This is a genomic window from Streptomyces sp. NPDC127129, from assembly GCF_042671585.1.
Lineage (GTDB): Bacteria > Actinomycetota > Actinomycetes > Streptomycetales > Streptomycetaceae > Streptomyces.
Genome location: NZ_JBHXTV010000002.1, coordinates 15,097 through 30,051 on the forward strand (window position 1 = coordinate 15,097; position 14,955 = coordinate 30,051).

The window sequence follows — 14,955 nt, forward strand, 5'->3', positions numbered from 1 at the left end:
GTCACAGGGTGAACGCCGGGACCCCGGGGGTACGGGTCACACCGCACACCCCCCGTGCTCGCGAGGGCGCTGCGGTCGGCGGCGCGAGCGCCGGCCGGATCAGCGGCATCACGGCCGTCAGCATCTCCGCCTCACTCGCGGTCCCGTCCACGACCAGATCGGCCGCCGCCCGGGAGGGCGCGACGTGGGCTGCGTGGCGGTCCCTGCCGGTCTGTAGATAGTTACGCACGGAGAGTCGGGGGTCCTGCCGCTGCACCTCGATCTTCCGGAGGATCTTGCGAGCCAGGCGTATGTCGTCGGGAGTGTCGACATACACCCGCCAAGCCGCCCGCCGGACCACAAACGGCAGTGACAGCGCGAACAGACCCTCGACCACCACCAGCAGCACGCCGGGGCGCAGCAGCGCCGCGTCAATGGCGTGTGTCACCGATGTCTCGTCGATCGACCCCGGATGGTTCCAGTCGAGGACGGCGTGCCCGTCGGCACTGACCGTCCACACACCCTTCAGGGGGTCGTGCGCGGGCACGTAGTAGTCGTCCAGATGGACCAGTGCCACGCTCTCGGGACACCGCATCGACAGGGCTTCGGCAAGGGTGGACTTGCCGGATGCGGTGCCGCCTGCAACCGCCAATACACCCGTCATACCGGGCGCTCCTCATGTGCTCAAAGGGGATAGACGAAGCGGCCGGACAAGCCGGGTGCAGGGAATGTACGGCGGCGTGATCGCCCATGGCAAGCGGGGAAAAGCGGTCCGGTTCAGCGGAGGCCGGGGCCGCGACCTTTGGTTGTCAACGCTCCGCCGAGGTCGTGCATGACGAACTCTGGTTCCATCATGTCGACAATGGCGCGCTCGGAACGGCGCCGCACCGGATACCCTCAACCACGATCAGCTCCCCACAGACGCCGCGCCGACAAGGCGCACCGCTCCGCCGATCAGCTGGCCTGGCTGCGCCAGCGGGGCACCAGTTCCGGTGCCGGTCGGCCATGAGCAAGGCCTGCCGCCGCTCCTCGACCACGGGGGCCATCTGCTCGAGCTGGGCATGGATAGCCAGCTCTTGCTCCAGGCGTGAGCGAGCTGCGAGGACCTCGCACGGTCGGAGGTGCCGTAGGGGTCACCACGGCACCGACCGGACCACACACGTCCCGCCCAGGGCTGGACAACGCCGCCCCGGGCCCATCAGAGATCCAGAACCTCTAATTACTAACGAATTAGAGGTGTCGCCGCGGCGAGAAGGCTTGCCCACCGCGCCTGACCATGCACGATGCTCAAGATCACAAAAGTGGGGGTCCCACTCCCGGTCACACCTCCGGTGCAAGTCCTAGTACACCTCTGCAAGCAACCCTCCAGCCCCCTTCCGGTGCAACTGCCGCGGGGACACGCCGGCATGGGCATGCCCACCTCTGACGGCGGAACCGGAGGTCGTGGCCGCCGAGCTCGCCGGACGTTACGTCGTAGCAGTCGGGCACCCACTCGCGCTCATCCTTGGCCTCGCCGCCGACTGAGGCCGAAGCTGCGCCCCGCTCCGCTCGCCCGTGTGTACGATCCCCACGGCGACTCACAGGTCCCTTGGAAGTCGTGTCAGCCCAACCACAGGGTGGTCCACATCTGGTCTGCAGCGGTCAGGGACCCCGTACTCCATCAGTACTGGGCGGCTGGGCGCCTGCCGGGATTTCGGCTGCGTTCCGGACTTCGCCACTTGTGGCGTCTACTGTGGCGGACAGCAGCATGTCGTTGTGGCGGGCGGCCAGGCGCCAGTGGACACGCCATTGGTTTTGGTGTCGCTCCACCAGGTGAACGGGCTCTTCACGCTCACCCTGACCAGGCTTGAGCTTGTGATGGTCCTCAAACTTCTTCCATGCCGCGTCCTTCCCGATGCTCACTGGCGGCAGCTGGGGGTCTTCTACATGCCGGGCTATGAGATCGGTCATGCGGCCGGAGGGTTCGATCAAGATGTCCAGGCGCATGGGCATGAGAATCTCGCCCTGCCAACGGCGCCTCTCGATGACCCAGCCGAGATTAGTGCTTGCATCGATTGGCCACACCTTGACCTTCGAGTCACGCAGTGCCCAAGGTGCGTGGCGTTTGGTGAAGCGGGTGGCAACATCCTCCGCGTCCTGCGCAGTGTGCACGGGACGGCTCGCTTCGGGGATCCAGAAGGCGTGAGTTCCTTCGCCCTGGCTGGATGGGGTGAAGTGGACGGTCAGCTTCTCGCGGTCCGGCCAGGTCAGTTCGGCGTAGCCTCCGGGCAAGGGGGCGTTGACGGTACTGGGGCCGTCGATGTTGTTGTGAAAGTTGGCTTGCTCAACGATGTAGGCGTCATCGAAGGCTTTGTTCAGAGCAATGTTGAGTGCTTGAACCTGCTGGGGGCTGGCTGTGGGAGCCTCGGTGGGCAGGACGGCGCGGACTGGTTCGATGGCAACCGCCCACGTCGCCGCAATGAGTAGAGACACAATGGTGCTGGCGATAGCGGCGCGCCGGACCATGCCCCGACCTAGCTGCGCGCCGAAGTCGGCTCTGCGGCAGATGAAGGCGCCGATGGCTGCTCCAGCCAGAATGCCGACCGTGTTGGTTACCAAGTCGTCGGTGTCGCACAGCCGAGTGATGAAAGGCGCCGTGGCCTGAGCGGTCTCCACTGCCGCGGTGAACAAGACCCCGATCGCGGAGCCGAAGAGGGGCCGCCGGGTGGCAAGAACCGCGAACAGGCCGAACGGGGCAAACAGCAGAACGTTGAGCTGGCCCTGCGTGGCGGTGAACGCGTCGGTCACTGCCGGGTTGATCGTGCAGCGATAGCTGAGGAACCCGCTTCCGCCCCAGGTGGTCAGAGCGATGGGCCCGACTGTCGACGCAGCCCACAGTCCGTAGAACGTGGCGGAAGCACGTTCGATACGCCGCGCAGCCACGATGTACACGGCGAAACCTGTGAGGAGAGTTACTGCGATGGCAATCGCGAGAAAGGTCAGATGGTCTTGGAAGACAGCTGTGATCAACTTGGGAGCCTGTTCGTATGGAAGGGCCCGCACCCTCCTGTGAGGAGGAGGGTGCGGGCCCTGACAGCGTGCCTGGTGTGGGCTAGCAGGGGTCCACGGGCGGCGTCGAGTAGGTGGCGCCGGCACTCGTGTACAGCTTGCCGATCATCGGGCTGCAGCTGGCGGTGAGCCCCTTCATCTGCTCGTAGTGGAACGGCACACTGGACATGTTCTGGTAGGCCCACCAGTTGTTGACGCTGGAGCGCTCATGGCCGAGCTTCGCCGTGAGGCTGCCGCCGGACTTACGGTAGTAAGCGACGTGAACGTAGTTGCCCGTGCTGGTCGAGTATGTCGACAGAACACCGTTGGACAGCGAGGAGCACCGAGCCGACCCTGGAAGGTCACCGTCGCTGGGGCATGAGGTTGCACCGGCAGCCTGCGCCGGAACAGTGACCAGGCCGAGCATTGCGGCTGCGGCTGCACCGACCACAGCCGCACGTATACCAGTTGCCGCGAGAATCTCCCCGTAAGTGATCATGGAAGTAGCGTGATGATCGTAGACGTGGAAGACGACCTTCGACCCGTGAGTTTCGGTCAAAGTCTCCGGCTGTACACATATGCAGCGTCCAGCACGTCGCGATGTACCGGCTCTTCCGACCCTGGAGCCGGTAGCCACGCAGCACGGTTGTTCACCTCGATAGGCATTCCAGGCGAGTCGCCGGTCATCCGTCGAGGATGCCCAGCTCGGAGTCGGGTCGGCAGGTTCCGCAGGCCCGGATCCCGCCATCGGTCCCGGCGAGCGGCGTCCCGGCTGAGCGACTTCCTATGCGGTGGGGCCAAACAGCAGTCGCCGATGTGGACGCTGTCCGCGACCGGACGGCCGCGCTCGCGCAGGAACGACAGCACCCGGCCGGGCCCGCGGGAAGCTGGCACGCGGGGCGCATCGCCGCCCCGCGGGTCTCGACCTCGGCGATCCGGTCCCGCACCCGGTCCAGAGACAGCACGAGCCATGTGCTCGAGCGTCCGCAGTCGTGGCAGGTCGGACATCGGCTCACGCCACCCCGCCGGCGGCCCGTTCCCGGACTGAGTCTGGTGGGCTCGCGTATTCAACCGTCGCGAGTTGACCCACCTGACTCCGGGCTACTCCTGAGCGTGACAGCACTTGGGGGGACTTCTGGGTGTCAGGGGCATCCGGTTGGATAGGCACGTGACTGTCTATGACGTGGCTCGCCTGCTCCCTTCGATCTCTGACCTGCGGAACCTGTGCCGCTCACTGGCGATGCTCGACGCGATCTTGAGCCCGGACTGGGAAGGCCGGTACTACTCCTTCGATGCCGGCTGGGCAGACGGCGAGGAGATGGCGTCGATGCGCAACGGGTCGGGAGACGAGTACTCCATCGTGTTCTCGGCGGCCGGGGCCATTATCCGTGGCTTCGACCACGAAGCACCGATGAGCCCATATGGCAACGACGGCGAGCCCTGGCCGGGAGTGATCGACGAGGTCCCGGAGGTCTTCAAGCCCTTCGTCGAAGAGCCGGCGTTCACCGACGAGGACGACGTTCCAGTCGTGACGGCCTGTCTATGGCGGGAGGCGACGGACGATCGGTGGCGGCACGGCGTGATCAACTTCCCCGCCGGGTGTTCCGACCCCGACGGGGCAACGGGCCTGTTCGACCTCCTGGTCGACCGCTCACCGGAAGCGTTCCAGCGCTTCGCCGAGGACTACTACGAGGTTCCCGTGGACCTGGAAGCAGTGCGCGACGTGTATGCCTTGCGACCGCTGAGCCAGAAGCTCGTGTCATCGCTGAACGCGGAGGTCACCCTCGCAGACCTGGCCGAGGACATCGTCGAGATCGGCTACTCGCAGCTGGCTCGGGCGTGATCTGAGCTTCAACCGTCGTTGAGTGGATGAGGAGTCCAGCCGAATGGTCCGCCGCGAGTGTGGCACGACCGGTCCGCGTACGTGCGAAGGAACGCGGACCGGCCCACGGGGCGCACCGTCCTGTCAGTGGTGCCGACACCGACTGTATGGAATACAGCTGCCCCGTGCGCGGCTGAGCGGGCGTGTGGTGGACGTTGGTGGTCTCGAAGGCCTCAGACCACGTTGTTGAACTTGGTGCCTTCGCCCGCGTACAGCAACGTCGTCTGACGGCTGAAGGGGGCGGTGACGCTGCCCGTCGAGCGGTAGACGGACGTGCCGCCCGACCCGTAGGCGATCATGTCCGGGCGTCCGTCGTTGTCCAGGTCGCCGGCACCGACGAGCTGGGAGAAGGCACCCCAGCCGCCGCCGATCCTCACGCGGGCGGCGAATCCGCCGGTGCCGTTGCCCTGGTAGAGCCAGAGGACGCCGGAGGTGTCGCGGGCGACCAGGTCACCGGCGGCCGTGCCGGCGATGTTCCCGACGGCGGTGATGCTGTTGTAGATCTGCCAGCCGCTGCCGACCCGGAGACGGGGCGCGTACGGCTTGGCGTAGTTCCCGGTGCTCTTGTAGAACCACAGGACGCCGGCGCCGTCCGTGGCCACCAGGTCGGAACGGCCGTCGCCGTCGAGGTCCGAGCCGCCGCTGATCTTGTTGTAGATCTGCCAGCCGGTGCCGACCTGCTGCCGGGTGGCGAACGTGCCGTCGCCCTTGGCGAGGTAGAGCCACTGCACACCGGAGCCGTCGACCGCGATCAGGTCGCCGGAGGCGGCACCGCCGACGTTTCCGACGGCCTCGACCTGCTTGTAGACCCCCCAGCCCGCGCCGATCCTTGTCCGCTTCGCCGATGCCACCTGGCCGTTCACCGGACGGTCCCGTAGGTCGTCGCGCCACAACACGCCGGAAGCGTCCCGGGCGAGGACGTCGGTGGAGCCGTTGTCGGTGTAGTCATGCGGGTTGGCCGCGCGGACGACGTTCATAAGCCAGCCCTGGTAGACAGGCTCGCCGGTGCCGTCGATCAGCGTCGCCTCGGCCTCCACGCCGTACGCGCCGTTCGGTGCGTCGACCCCGGCGATGACGCCGTCCCAGTCGAAGGAAAACAGGGTGCCGGACGCAGGCGCGGTCAAACGCTTCGTGAACTCCTTGCCGGTGGCGGTGTGCGTGAGTGTGACGTCCAGGTAGGCGTCCGAGCGCGACAGCGTCCAGCCGAGGGTGACCTTGCCTCCGGTCGTATCGAGCTTGGCCGTGTCGGGGACGTGGACCCGCTGGATCGCCAGCGGGGGCACCGGCTTACCCGTCTCCGCCACCTTGGTGACCGTCGGGGCGCCGTCCGCACCGACCGCGACACGGAACAGCCCGTCGCCGTCGGCGTCCCGGCTGCCCCGCAGCACCGCGCTGCCGTCGGCCGAGGGTGCCGACTCCGACTCCGGCGCCGTGACGCCGAGGTCGCGGGTCTCGCCGCTCGTCAGGGAGACGGCCCTGGCGGGCCACGCCGGAGCGCCATACACGAGCCAGTCCCCCACCAGCTCGTAGTACCAATCGTGGATGCTGTCGCCCAGGAAGGTCTCGGTCACCTCGCGCGTCTTGCGGTCGACCGACGTGACGTACACCTCGAAGTTGTCCCGCTGGTCGAGCCAGGCCACCTGCGAAGCGGAGAACGTCAGGTGGCCGGAGTCCTCGTTGTACCCGGACTTGGCCGAGGAGTAGGTCTCGGTCACCGTCCCGGCCGCCACGTCGACCAGGGCCCGGTGGCCGGTGCGCGCGCCGGGCGGGCCCGCCGCGTACCGCACGAGAACGGAGTTCCCGAGAACCGTCGAGCCGCTGAACTCGGTGGCGTCCGCCGGCAGGCCCGTGATCTTGCGGCTGGTCGTCGTGGCGCCGTTCTTGGTCACGACGCGCAGCTCCGCCGTGCCGTCGGCCTTCCCGATCTTCGCGAGCACACTCGTCGGGCTCAGTGTGGCCAGGTAGAAGCCGCCCAGAGCGCCGAGGTCGATGTCCACGCCCGGGGCCGCGGGGTCGGCCATGTTCCACAAGGTGATCGACTGCATGGCCACAGGCCAGCTGTCATCGCCGACAACGGCCACGTCATGGCCCGCCAGGGCGTAACCGCCGTTCCTGGCATGCCGCAGCCGCTTCGAGGCGCCTCCGTCGTACGGCGTCCAGACCAGGTCCGTGATGCCGTCGACGCGGTCGTACGTGAAGAATCCGCGGGCCCCCGCCCCTGCGAGGTAGTAGCCCTCGGGGTAGAGGGGAAGCGTGGCGTCGGCCTGCCCGGACGAGGCCGATGTCGCCGCGAACGCGGCCGGGGCAGTCGCCAGCGCGCCGGCGCCCAGGGCGGTGACCGCGAGAACGGCCGTAACGGCGGCGGCGAGACGGGTGCGGGTGGAACGAAGTTGCAAGGTAAAGCCCCCACGAGTCTGATTCGGGCACGGAGATTCCGTTCCCGATCAGACTCCCGGACAGCTCGAATGGTTGTACGGAAGTCCCGGTTCCTTCGGGTCAGCACCCCCGCTGGATCGGCTTCATCGCTAGCACACGCAGCGTGTTGTCGACCATGCCGTCATAGGCATGGCCAGATCGCGAGCGGCCCCTCCTCACACGGCCGGGGCCAGGAGGCCCTGTTCTCGTATAACTACGGCGAACGGACGCCGGACACCTCGCACACCGAACCTGCTGTGTAGGTGGGCCCGAAACCCCTTTCAAGGGGTGGTGCCGCCGTGCGGGTGGCCACACGCGGTGCCGTCTTGATCACGGCTCTAGTCCCGGCGCGACCTGGTGGGCCATTACGCTCCGGGGGAATCGCTTGTGGGGGGGATAGCTGTGGGCCGTACGCGCAACGGGTTACTGAGCGTGCTGGCGGTGGTCGTGGTTCTAGACGGATCGTTGCTGGCGCTGGCGATCAACGCGGCGACGGAGGTCGCACGATGGCCAGGAGCCCTGGACAGACTTCGCGAGCACGCCTGGTGGTCGGTCGCGGCGCTCACCCTGCTCGGTGTAGCGGTGGGGCTGCTAGCGCGGCGTCTGGAACGGCCCGCAGCGGTGGACGGAGATCCGCCACCGCCGCCGGCGCCCATGGTGGACCTCTGGCTGGTGCGCCGCGGGGAACTGCGCGAGGCCGTGGACGCGATCCTTGCGCGCGGCAGCACGGCGGTCGGGCTTACAACTTCCCTCCGAGGCGCCGGCGGGTTCGGCAAGACGAGATTGGCCCGTATGGTCTGCGCGGACCGACGGGTGCGCAGGCACTTCCGAGACCGGATCTATCTGGTGACGATCGGCCGGGACGTACGCAGCGCGGCAGACATCGCGGCGAAGGTAGGTGAGGTCACCCGTCTGATCACCGGGGACGACCAGAGCTTCACCGACCCAGACCTGGCGGGTGCACATCTTGGCCGACTCTTAGAGCAGCGTCCGCGCATCCTACTGGTGCTGGACGACGTGTGGGAGGACGGGCAACTGGCGCCGTTCCTGCAAGGGGCCCCGCAGTGCATGCGGCTGGTGACCACTCGACGGGCTGCGTTGGTGCAGAACGCGGGTGCGCGGCTGATTGGCGTCGACCGGATGACGCAGGAGGAGTCACGCCGTGTCCTCCTGCAGGATCTGGACCAGCATGGTCTGCCCGCCGAAGCGGTGGAGGAGTTGCTGGCGGCAACGGGGCGCTGGCCGCTGCTTCTGCGGCTGGTGAACCGACTGGTCGCGGCGCAGGTCGCGACCGGGCTGCCGGTCGAGCAGTCAGTCCGGGGGGCGATACGGCGTCTACGCGTCCAGGGTCCGGTGGTGGCTGATGAGGCGGGGATGGACGCCGCGCTCTCCGCACAGCGGGAGCGAGCGGTGGAGGCCACGATCGAGGCCGCCGTCGACCTGCTGCCAGCCGGTGGGCGCGAGCGCTACCGGGAACTCGGGATCTTCGTCGAGGACGAGAGCGTCCCTGTTGGCCTAGTGTGCCTGCTCTGGGAGACCAGCATCGGCCTGGAGCCCGACGAAGGCCGCGCCTTGGTGGGGGCCTTGGCCGACCTGGCACTGATCACCCTTGACCCCGCCGACGGCGGCCGAATCACTCTCCACGACGTCCACCGCGACTATCTGCGTGGGGCCCTCGGCGCCCAGGGGCTGACCACAGCAAACGGCCACCTCGTCGATGCGGTCACCGCCCACCTGCCGACCGCCGCCCCGCTCGCCGCCGGCGCCCCTGACCCCCGGCACGCCTGGTGGGAGACTGGATACGGCTACCTTCAGGACCACGGGGTCGAGCACCTCCTCGCCGCCAACCGCATGGCAACTGCCGGGGCTCTGGCTTCAGATCTACGATGGATCGAACGACGCTTGGACCAACGGGGGCCCAGCGCTCCCATCGCGGACCTGCTTCGAATCCGCACCCCTGATGCCGTTGCCCGTGCCCGCGATCTGACCCAGGCTGCTCACCTGCTCCAGCGCATCACCCCTGCTCACGCCCTCTGGGCAGTTCTTTACAGCCGCCTCCACGACCTGCCCCGCTGGCAGGACCAGGTCACAGCCCGAACCCGACAGATCACCCATGCTCACCTAAGCAACGACTGGCCCCTGCCGGACCTCCCCCACCCTGCACTCCAACACGCCCTTAATATCCCCAGCGTTGGGCTCGCCGTGGCCTTTGCACCTGACGGCAGCTGGCTCGCCACCGCCTCCGACGACAACACGGTCCGGCTATGGGACCGCGCCACCGGCACCCAGACCGCCGAACTCACCGGACACACCGACTGGATCAGGGGGGTGGCAATCTCCCCCGACGGCACCTGGCTCGCCACCGCCAGCCGCGACGGCACGGTCCGGCTATGGGACCGCACCACCGGCACCCAGACCACCGAACTCACCGGACACACCGACGTGGTCTTCTCCGTGGCGATCTCCCCCGACGGAACCTGGCTCGCCAGCGCCTCAGCCGATAAGACGGTCCGGCTGTGGGACCGTGACACCGGCACCCAGACCGCCGAACTCACCGGACACACCGACTGGATCAGGGGGGTGGCAATCTCCCCCGACGGCACCTGGCTCGCTACTGCCAGCCACGATCGAACAGTCCGGCTGTGGGACCGTGCCACCGGCACCCAGACCACCGAACTCACCGGACACACCGACTGGGTCAAGGGGGTAGCGATCTCCCCCGACGGCACCTGGCTCGCCACCGCCAGCCACGATCGAACAGTCCGGCTCTGGGACCGTGCCACCGGCACCCAGACCACCGAACTCACCGGACATACTGATCTGATTTTTTCGGTGGCAGTTTCCTCTGATGGCACCTGGCTCGCCACTGCCGGAGCTGACGGCTCGGTCCGGCTATGGGATCGCGCCACCGGAATCCAGACCGCCGAACTCACCGCTCACACCGACTGGGTCAGGGGGGTGGCCGTTTCCCCCGACAACACCTGGCTCGCCACTGCAAGCCTCGACCGCACTGTCCGGCTATGGGACCAAGCCACCGCCACCCACGTCACTCCCGCAACCCGTACTGTTTTCGCGCTGGCATTCGCTCCTGACGGCACCTGGCTTGCCACTGCAGGCCGAGACGGCACGGTCCGGCTATGGGATCGCGCCACCGGAATCCAGACCGCCGAACTCACCGGACACACCGACGTGGTCTTCTCCGTGGCGATCTCCCCCGACGGCAGCTGGCTCGCCACCGCCTCCGACGACGGCACGGTCCGGCTATGGGACCACACCACCGCCACCCAGACCGCCGAACTCACCGGACACACCGACGGAGTCAGGGGGGTAGCCATCTCTCCCGACGGCACCTGGCTCGCCACCGCAGGCGACGACGGCACGGTCCGGCTCTGGGACCGCACCACCGGAATCCAGACCGCCGAACTCACCGGACACACCGACGTGGTCTTCTCCGTGGCAATCTCCCCCGACGGCACCTGGCTCGCCACCGCCAGCCGAGACGGCACGGTCCGGCTCTGGGACCGCACCACCGGAATCCAGACCACCGAACTCACCGGACACACCGACGTGGTCTTCTCCGTGGCCATCTCCCCCGACGGCACCTGGCTCGCCACCGCCAGCCGAGACGGCACGGTCCGGCTCTGGGACCACACCACAGGCACCCAAACCGGCCAACTCACCGGACACACAGACCGAGTCAGCTCCGTTGCGATCGCCCCCGACGGCATCTTGCTCGCCACCGCCTCCGACGACAACACAGTGCGTATCTGGCACGCTGCCTCCCGCGGGACCGCGACATCGATACGTGCCGAGAACAGGATCTTCGGCTGCGTTTGGTCTCCGGACGGTTCCGCCATCGCAGCCGGAGGCCAGGGCGGGCTATACCTCTTCCGTTTCAGTCCCGGAACGGAGCGAGTCTGATCACTGAATCGAGGAGCCGCTTCGGCCCGGGCAGCTTCCCCGACGATCGTCCCTTCGCGGCATCTCGGCGTCATCCGAGCGCCACCACTGAAGGCGTCGAAGAGGAGGGGGGTCACGTCACCGGTGACGTGACCGGTGGCGTCATGAGTGACGCCCTATCTAGAGCCGGTAGTCCAGAGCCTTTCTTTCCAGACCCCGATGCCCCTGTGGGGCGTAGTCCCGTGGACGGCGTAGCCCTCCAACCTCAGGTAGTAGGGAGGCGTGAGGTCGAAGGCGGCTCCGCCGCGTCCGGCAAGACGAACCCCTCCCCCACCACTTCGAAGACCCCGGCCGCGGGCCGGAAGGCGAGGCACACGAAGGCGCAGCTGGACATCGTGCGCCGGGTCCGCTCCTACTACCCGCCAGAGTTCGGCAACTACCTGCCCGACCTCCCCACCATCTCGGATGCGATCTTGTCCGCGATGGCCACGGACGACTGGACACCGGAGCAGACCGGCAAGCGGATTCTCTACCGGTGGCTGCACCACGGCTACGCCGACAAGTTCCACACCGGGACGCTCGAGAACCCGGTGGGCGCCGCGGTCGGCATGGTGAGGCCGCTGTGCCGAGGCGACCGGTACGCCTGCCCTGACACCCGGTGCGACAACGGCCGGGACATCGAGACGCTCGAGGAGTGCCGCCTGTGTGAGGTCCGTGCGGCCGACAGGAAGGCGGCGCAGGCCCGGAAACGGCAGAAGCACCCCCCGGCGCCGCCAGCGCCGCTGCCGGCCCAGCGTGCCGCCGCCTCGGAACCGTCGTACAGAGAGTGCGCCGAGCCGGCGTGCCGGAAGCCGATCGTGGCCCGGGAGGGCGACCCGTACTGCGCCGAGTGCCGTGCGGACGCGGCTGCCGCCCAGGAGGCCGCCACGGCCGTACTCGCGGCCTGGGAGGAGCACGTCGTTGAAGTACACCTGCCCGCCGATCCTGCGCCCCTCGTCGACGACGACGCGGCTGAGACCGCACTTCTCCGCGCCCAGCTCGCACGGCAGTACGGCACGCCCGACCAGATCGAGGCGTACGCCAGCGGTCCACCGTTCTGACGCCGACAGGGTGGTGCCCGTCCGGGAACCTCACCCCGCCGCGAACGGTGGAACTATCCCGCACCCTGGAGATCAGGCTGGACGTCTACCCCCAGCTCCCTCAGGGCTTCCACCACGACCGTGACCGGATCACCGAGCGGGGTCAGGTCGAACCACTCGCCTCGCCGCCGGTAGTCCACGAACCGGTCGTGCAGTTCCGCCTCGTAGTCCCCGTCTACTTCCAGTAGCGGCCGCAGGCTGGCCGGCTGGCCCGTCTGAAGTTGAGCCACCCGACCCTTGAGGGTGTCGGTCGTATGTCCGATCTTCGTCAACACGGCGCCCTCCATGCCGACGAGGTACGTCCGCCAACTCCGGGGCGCTGGCACCTTGGGGGCCGTCAGATCGACGGTCGGCGGCAGCACATTGTCGTCCTCGACGTCCCCGGCGTCCTGGTGGAAGTGAAGCGCGGTACTTCCGCCCTGAACCGTCAGGGACTTACCGATGGGTGTGCCGTCAGCCCGGAACGCAGTTCGCACGATCTGCATGACGACGATGGGGCCCTTGTACCCGAAGGCCTCCAGCTCGGCGTCTGTCGCCATCCGGGAGGTGACCTCGGTCTCCTCGCGAACGGCTTCACTGGCGAAGGTCGGTAACGACTGGGCCCACGCCGATCGGCGCGCCTGGCGGCACCTGCAGCACCTCTGCGGGGCCACCTAGGTGGAGAAGTACCGGCGGCAGATGGCCTGCGTTGGCCACACTGATCCGGTGCGCAACCGGGTCGTAGACCGCGTACATGCAGGTCGCCATCTGGTCATGCCCCAGCAGCTGTGCCTCCTGGTCGAGCCGCCTAAGGACTTCGTCCGGCGGCAGATCGAGCCCGGCCAGCGTCCGCACCCTGGTCGCCCGCCGGCGCCGTAGCCGGGTTGGACTGGCCGACGACGCTTCTCTCACGGCCGCTGGCTGGGAGCCGGTGCTGCTCGCCGCGATCGACCGGGGCCAGGGCTGGGGCCGCCGACCCAAGGCTGCTGCTGCCGTTTGACCCCCAGTGCTTGCCGCGATGGATGACACTCCGCCCGCGATGTCGTCGCGTGCAACCCACCGCCCGTCGCGGCCCCATCGCGGGGCCGTAACTGCAGGTCAGATCCGGCGACGGTGCAGAAGCTGTGGGACGCCCCGACGTCGACGGCGAGTTGGGACCAGTTCCGGACGCTCGCGGTGAAGGTACGCGGCTGACGGGCGGCTGACCAGGGGTTTCCCCATGGACGGGACGGTTCCGTTCGCGTACGGTCCCATTCGCGACGGCCGCGCGGCCGCGCCGGCTCCTCGGGGAGGGGAGCCGATCACCCGTGGGGGGTTCGCTCGACCATGCTCAAGCTCCGCAATCCGAACGGCTTGTCGTACGCCGTCATAGCCCTGCTCGCCGGCAACATCGCCTTCGACCTGTTGCTCGGCGTGATCGACGGCCGCAGTCTGTCGGCCGACGCCATGGACTTCTCCGATCCAGCCAGGTTCGGACAGCTCGACCTGAACGTGGCGTACAGCATGGCGTTCACGCTGTACGTGGCCACGGGGATCGTCTTCATCATCTGGTTCCACCGGCTGCGGATGAACGCCGAGGTGTGGGCCGGCGATCTGCAGAGCCGCGGCAAGGGCTGGGCCATCGGCGGCTGGTTCATCCCGATCGGCAACCTCTGGATTCCCCGGGGGATCGCCGCCGACATCTGGCGGGCCAGCCGCCGGCAGCCGTACGCCGCCGACGGCGCCAAGGAGATGGTGCTGCTCAACAGTTGGTGGACCTGCTGGGTCGCGGCCATCGTGGTGGACCGGATTGCCGCGCAGCTGTCCAAGCGGGCGGAGACCGTCGAGGCGTACACCACCGCGACCTGGTGGTCCCTCCTGGGCTACGGCCTGGACATCACCGCCGCCGTCCTCGCCATCTTCTTCGTCCGACGACTGACCGCAATGCAGCACAGCAAGGCCACCGGCATGATTCCGGCCGCGTAGTGAGGAAATCACGCCAGGTGGCGCAGTAAGACGGCCTCGGGGAACATCACTACCGCGGTTATCGGTGAGAACGATCATGGTCCGGTTGGCACGAGTGTGCTGACCCGGTTCTCGTACTCGCGACGGGCCTTGCGCTGGACCGGGACCGCGGGGACGTCCTGGGCCCCGTCGAGCGGAAGGCAGCGGGCGAGGAGCTGGCGGTGCACGGCGGGGACGGCGTTGACGCGCAGGGTGTAGCCCTGGCCGCGCCGTGGACCGCGCGGAGATTCTCCACCGTGTGGGTGCGGCTGTCGCCGGTGTAGGCGACCACGGACATGATCTCGCCCTGCCGCTCACCCAGGGTCCGTTCCAGTGCGTGAGGTCGTAGCGGTAGCCGGTCGTGGGGACCTCGATGATGCGGCCTCCGCACCCGATCCACTCCAGGGCGCTCTTCACGCTGTAGTGGCCGACGCCGGCCGGGACGACGATGTGCATGCGGGTGGCGTCGGTGACGCCCTGGCGCATGGTGCCGGGGGCGATCTTCTCGCGGGCGAGCATCATCGCGGTGGTGTTGGAGCCGGTCCCGCCGTAGGTGGTGACGCCGCCGACGTCCCACACCGTCTTCACCTCGCCCACGGCCGGGTTGGTGTAGCCGATCAGGTCGCGCAGCCAGCGGATGACCGCGACCTC

The 14,955-nt window shown here is 68.1% G+C and carries 9 protein-coding genes and 1 pseudogene; 4 read left to right on the forward strand and 6 right to left on the reverse strand.

The window, feature by feature from the left end; genetic code table 11:
• Window position 1: 1 nt before the first annotated feature.
• The 3 genes from ACFVGW_RS03445 to ACFVGW_RS03455 all read right to left on the reverse strand — a co-directional run bounded on the left by ACFVGW_RS03445 (window position 2) and on the right by ACFVGW_RS03455 (window position 3,505).
• Window positions 2–643: a uridine kinase gene (locus ACFVGW_RS03445; protein ID WP_385850575.1), complete on the reverse strand. Its 642-nt coding sequence runs from the start codon at window positions 641–643 to the stop codon at window positions 2–4.
• A gap of 977 nt (window positions 644–1,620) precedes the next feature.
• The gene (locus ACFVGW_RS03450; RefSeq protein WP_385850576.1) at window positions 1,621–2,988 is read right to left on the reverse strand and encodes a VanZ family protein; all 1,368 of its coding nucleotides are present in this window, start codon (window positions 2,986–2,988) and stop codon (window positions 1,621–1,623) included.
• 82 nt (window positions 2,989–3,070) lie between these two features.
• Window positions 3,071–3,505 (reverse strand): hypothetical protein, encoded by a 435-nt coding sequence (locus tag ACFVGW_RS03455; RefSeq protein ID WP_385850577.1) that lies wholly within the window; start codon window positions 3,503–3,505, stop codon window positions 3,071–3,073.
• A gap of 669 nt (window positions 3,506–4,174) precedes the next feature.
• Between ACFVGW_RS03455 and ACFVGW_RS03460 the strand changes: the two genes are divergently transcribed.
• On the forward strand, window positions 4,175–4,849 hold the full coding sequence (locus ACFVGW_RS03460) for a hypothetical protein (RefSeq protein WP_385850578.1): 675 nt from the start codon (window positions 4,175–4,177) through the stop codon (window positions 4,847–4,849).
• Between the two features lie 212 nt (window positions 4,850–5,061).
• Here ACFVGW_RS03460 and ACFVGW_RS03465 read toward each other — a convergent pair whose 3' ends face one another.
• Complete coding sequence (locus ACFVGW_RS03465) at window positions 5,062–7,284, reverse strand: FG-GAP repeat domain-containing protein (RefSeq protein ID WP_385850579.1); 2,223 nt, start codon at window positions 7,282–7,284, stop codon at window positions 5,062–5,064.
• Window positions 7,285–7,735: 451 nt separating this feature from the next.
• Between ACFVGW_RS03465 and ACFVGW_RS03470 the strand changes: the two genes are divergently transcribed.
• Both ACFVGW_RS03470 and ACFVGW_RS03475 read left to right on the forward strand, forming a co-directional pair.
• The gene (locus tag ACFVGW_RS03470; RefSeq protein WP_385850580.1) at window positions 7,736–11,224 is read left to right on the forward strand and encodes an NB-ARC domain-containing protein; all 3,489 of its coding nucleotides are present in this window, start codon (window positions 7,736–7,738) and stop codon (window positions 11,222–11,224) included.
• 221 nt (window positions 11,225–11,445) lie between these two features.
• Window positions 11,446–12,303, forward strand: a complete 858-nt coding sequence (locus ACFVGW_RS03475) for a hypothetical protein (protein WP_385850581.1) — start codon at window positions 11,446–11,448, stop codon at window positions 12,301–12,303.
• A gap of 53 nt (window positions 12,304–12,356) precedes the next feature.
• On the opposite strand, the gene ACFVGW_RS03480 is transcribed toward ACFVGW_RS03475, so the two are convergent.
• Window positions 12,357–12,881, reverse strand: a complete 525-nt coding sequence (locus tag ACFVGW_RS03480) for a GIY-YIG nuclease family protein (RefSeq protein ID WP_385850582.1) — start codon at window positions 12,879–12,881, stop codon at window positions 12,357–12,359.
• Between the two features lie 55 nt (window positions 12,882–12,936).
• A pseudogene (locus ACFVGW_RS03485) lies at window positions 12,937–13,182 on the reverse strand (PP2C family protein-serine/threonine phosphatase); the annotation flags it as partial.
• 465 nt (window positions 13,183–13,647) lie between these two features.
• Between ACFVGW_RS03485 and ACFVGW_RS03490 the strand changes: the two are divergent.
• A complete protein-coding gene (locus tag ACFVGW_RS03490) occupies window positions 13,648–14,286 on the forward strand; it encodes a DUF4328 domain-containing protein (protein WP_385850583.1) in 639 nt (212 codons plus the stop codon).
• The last annotated feature ends 669 nt before the right edge of the window (window positions 14,287–14,955 follow it).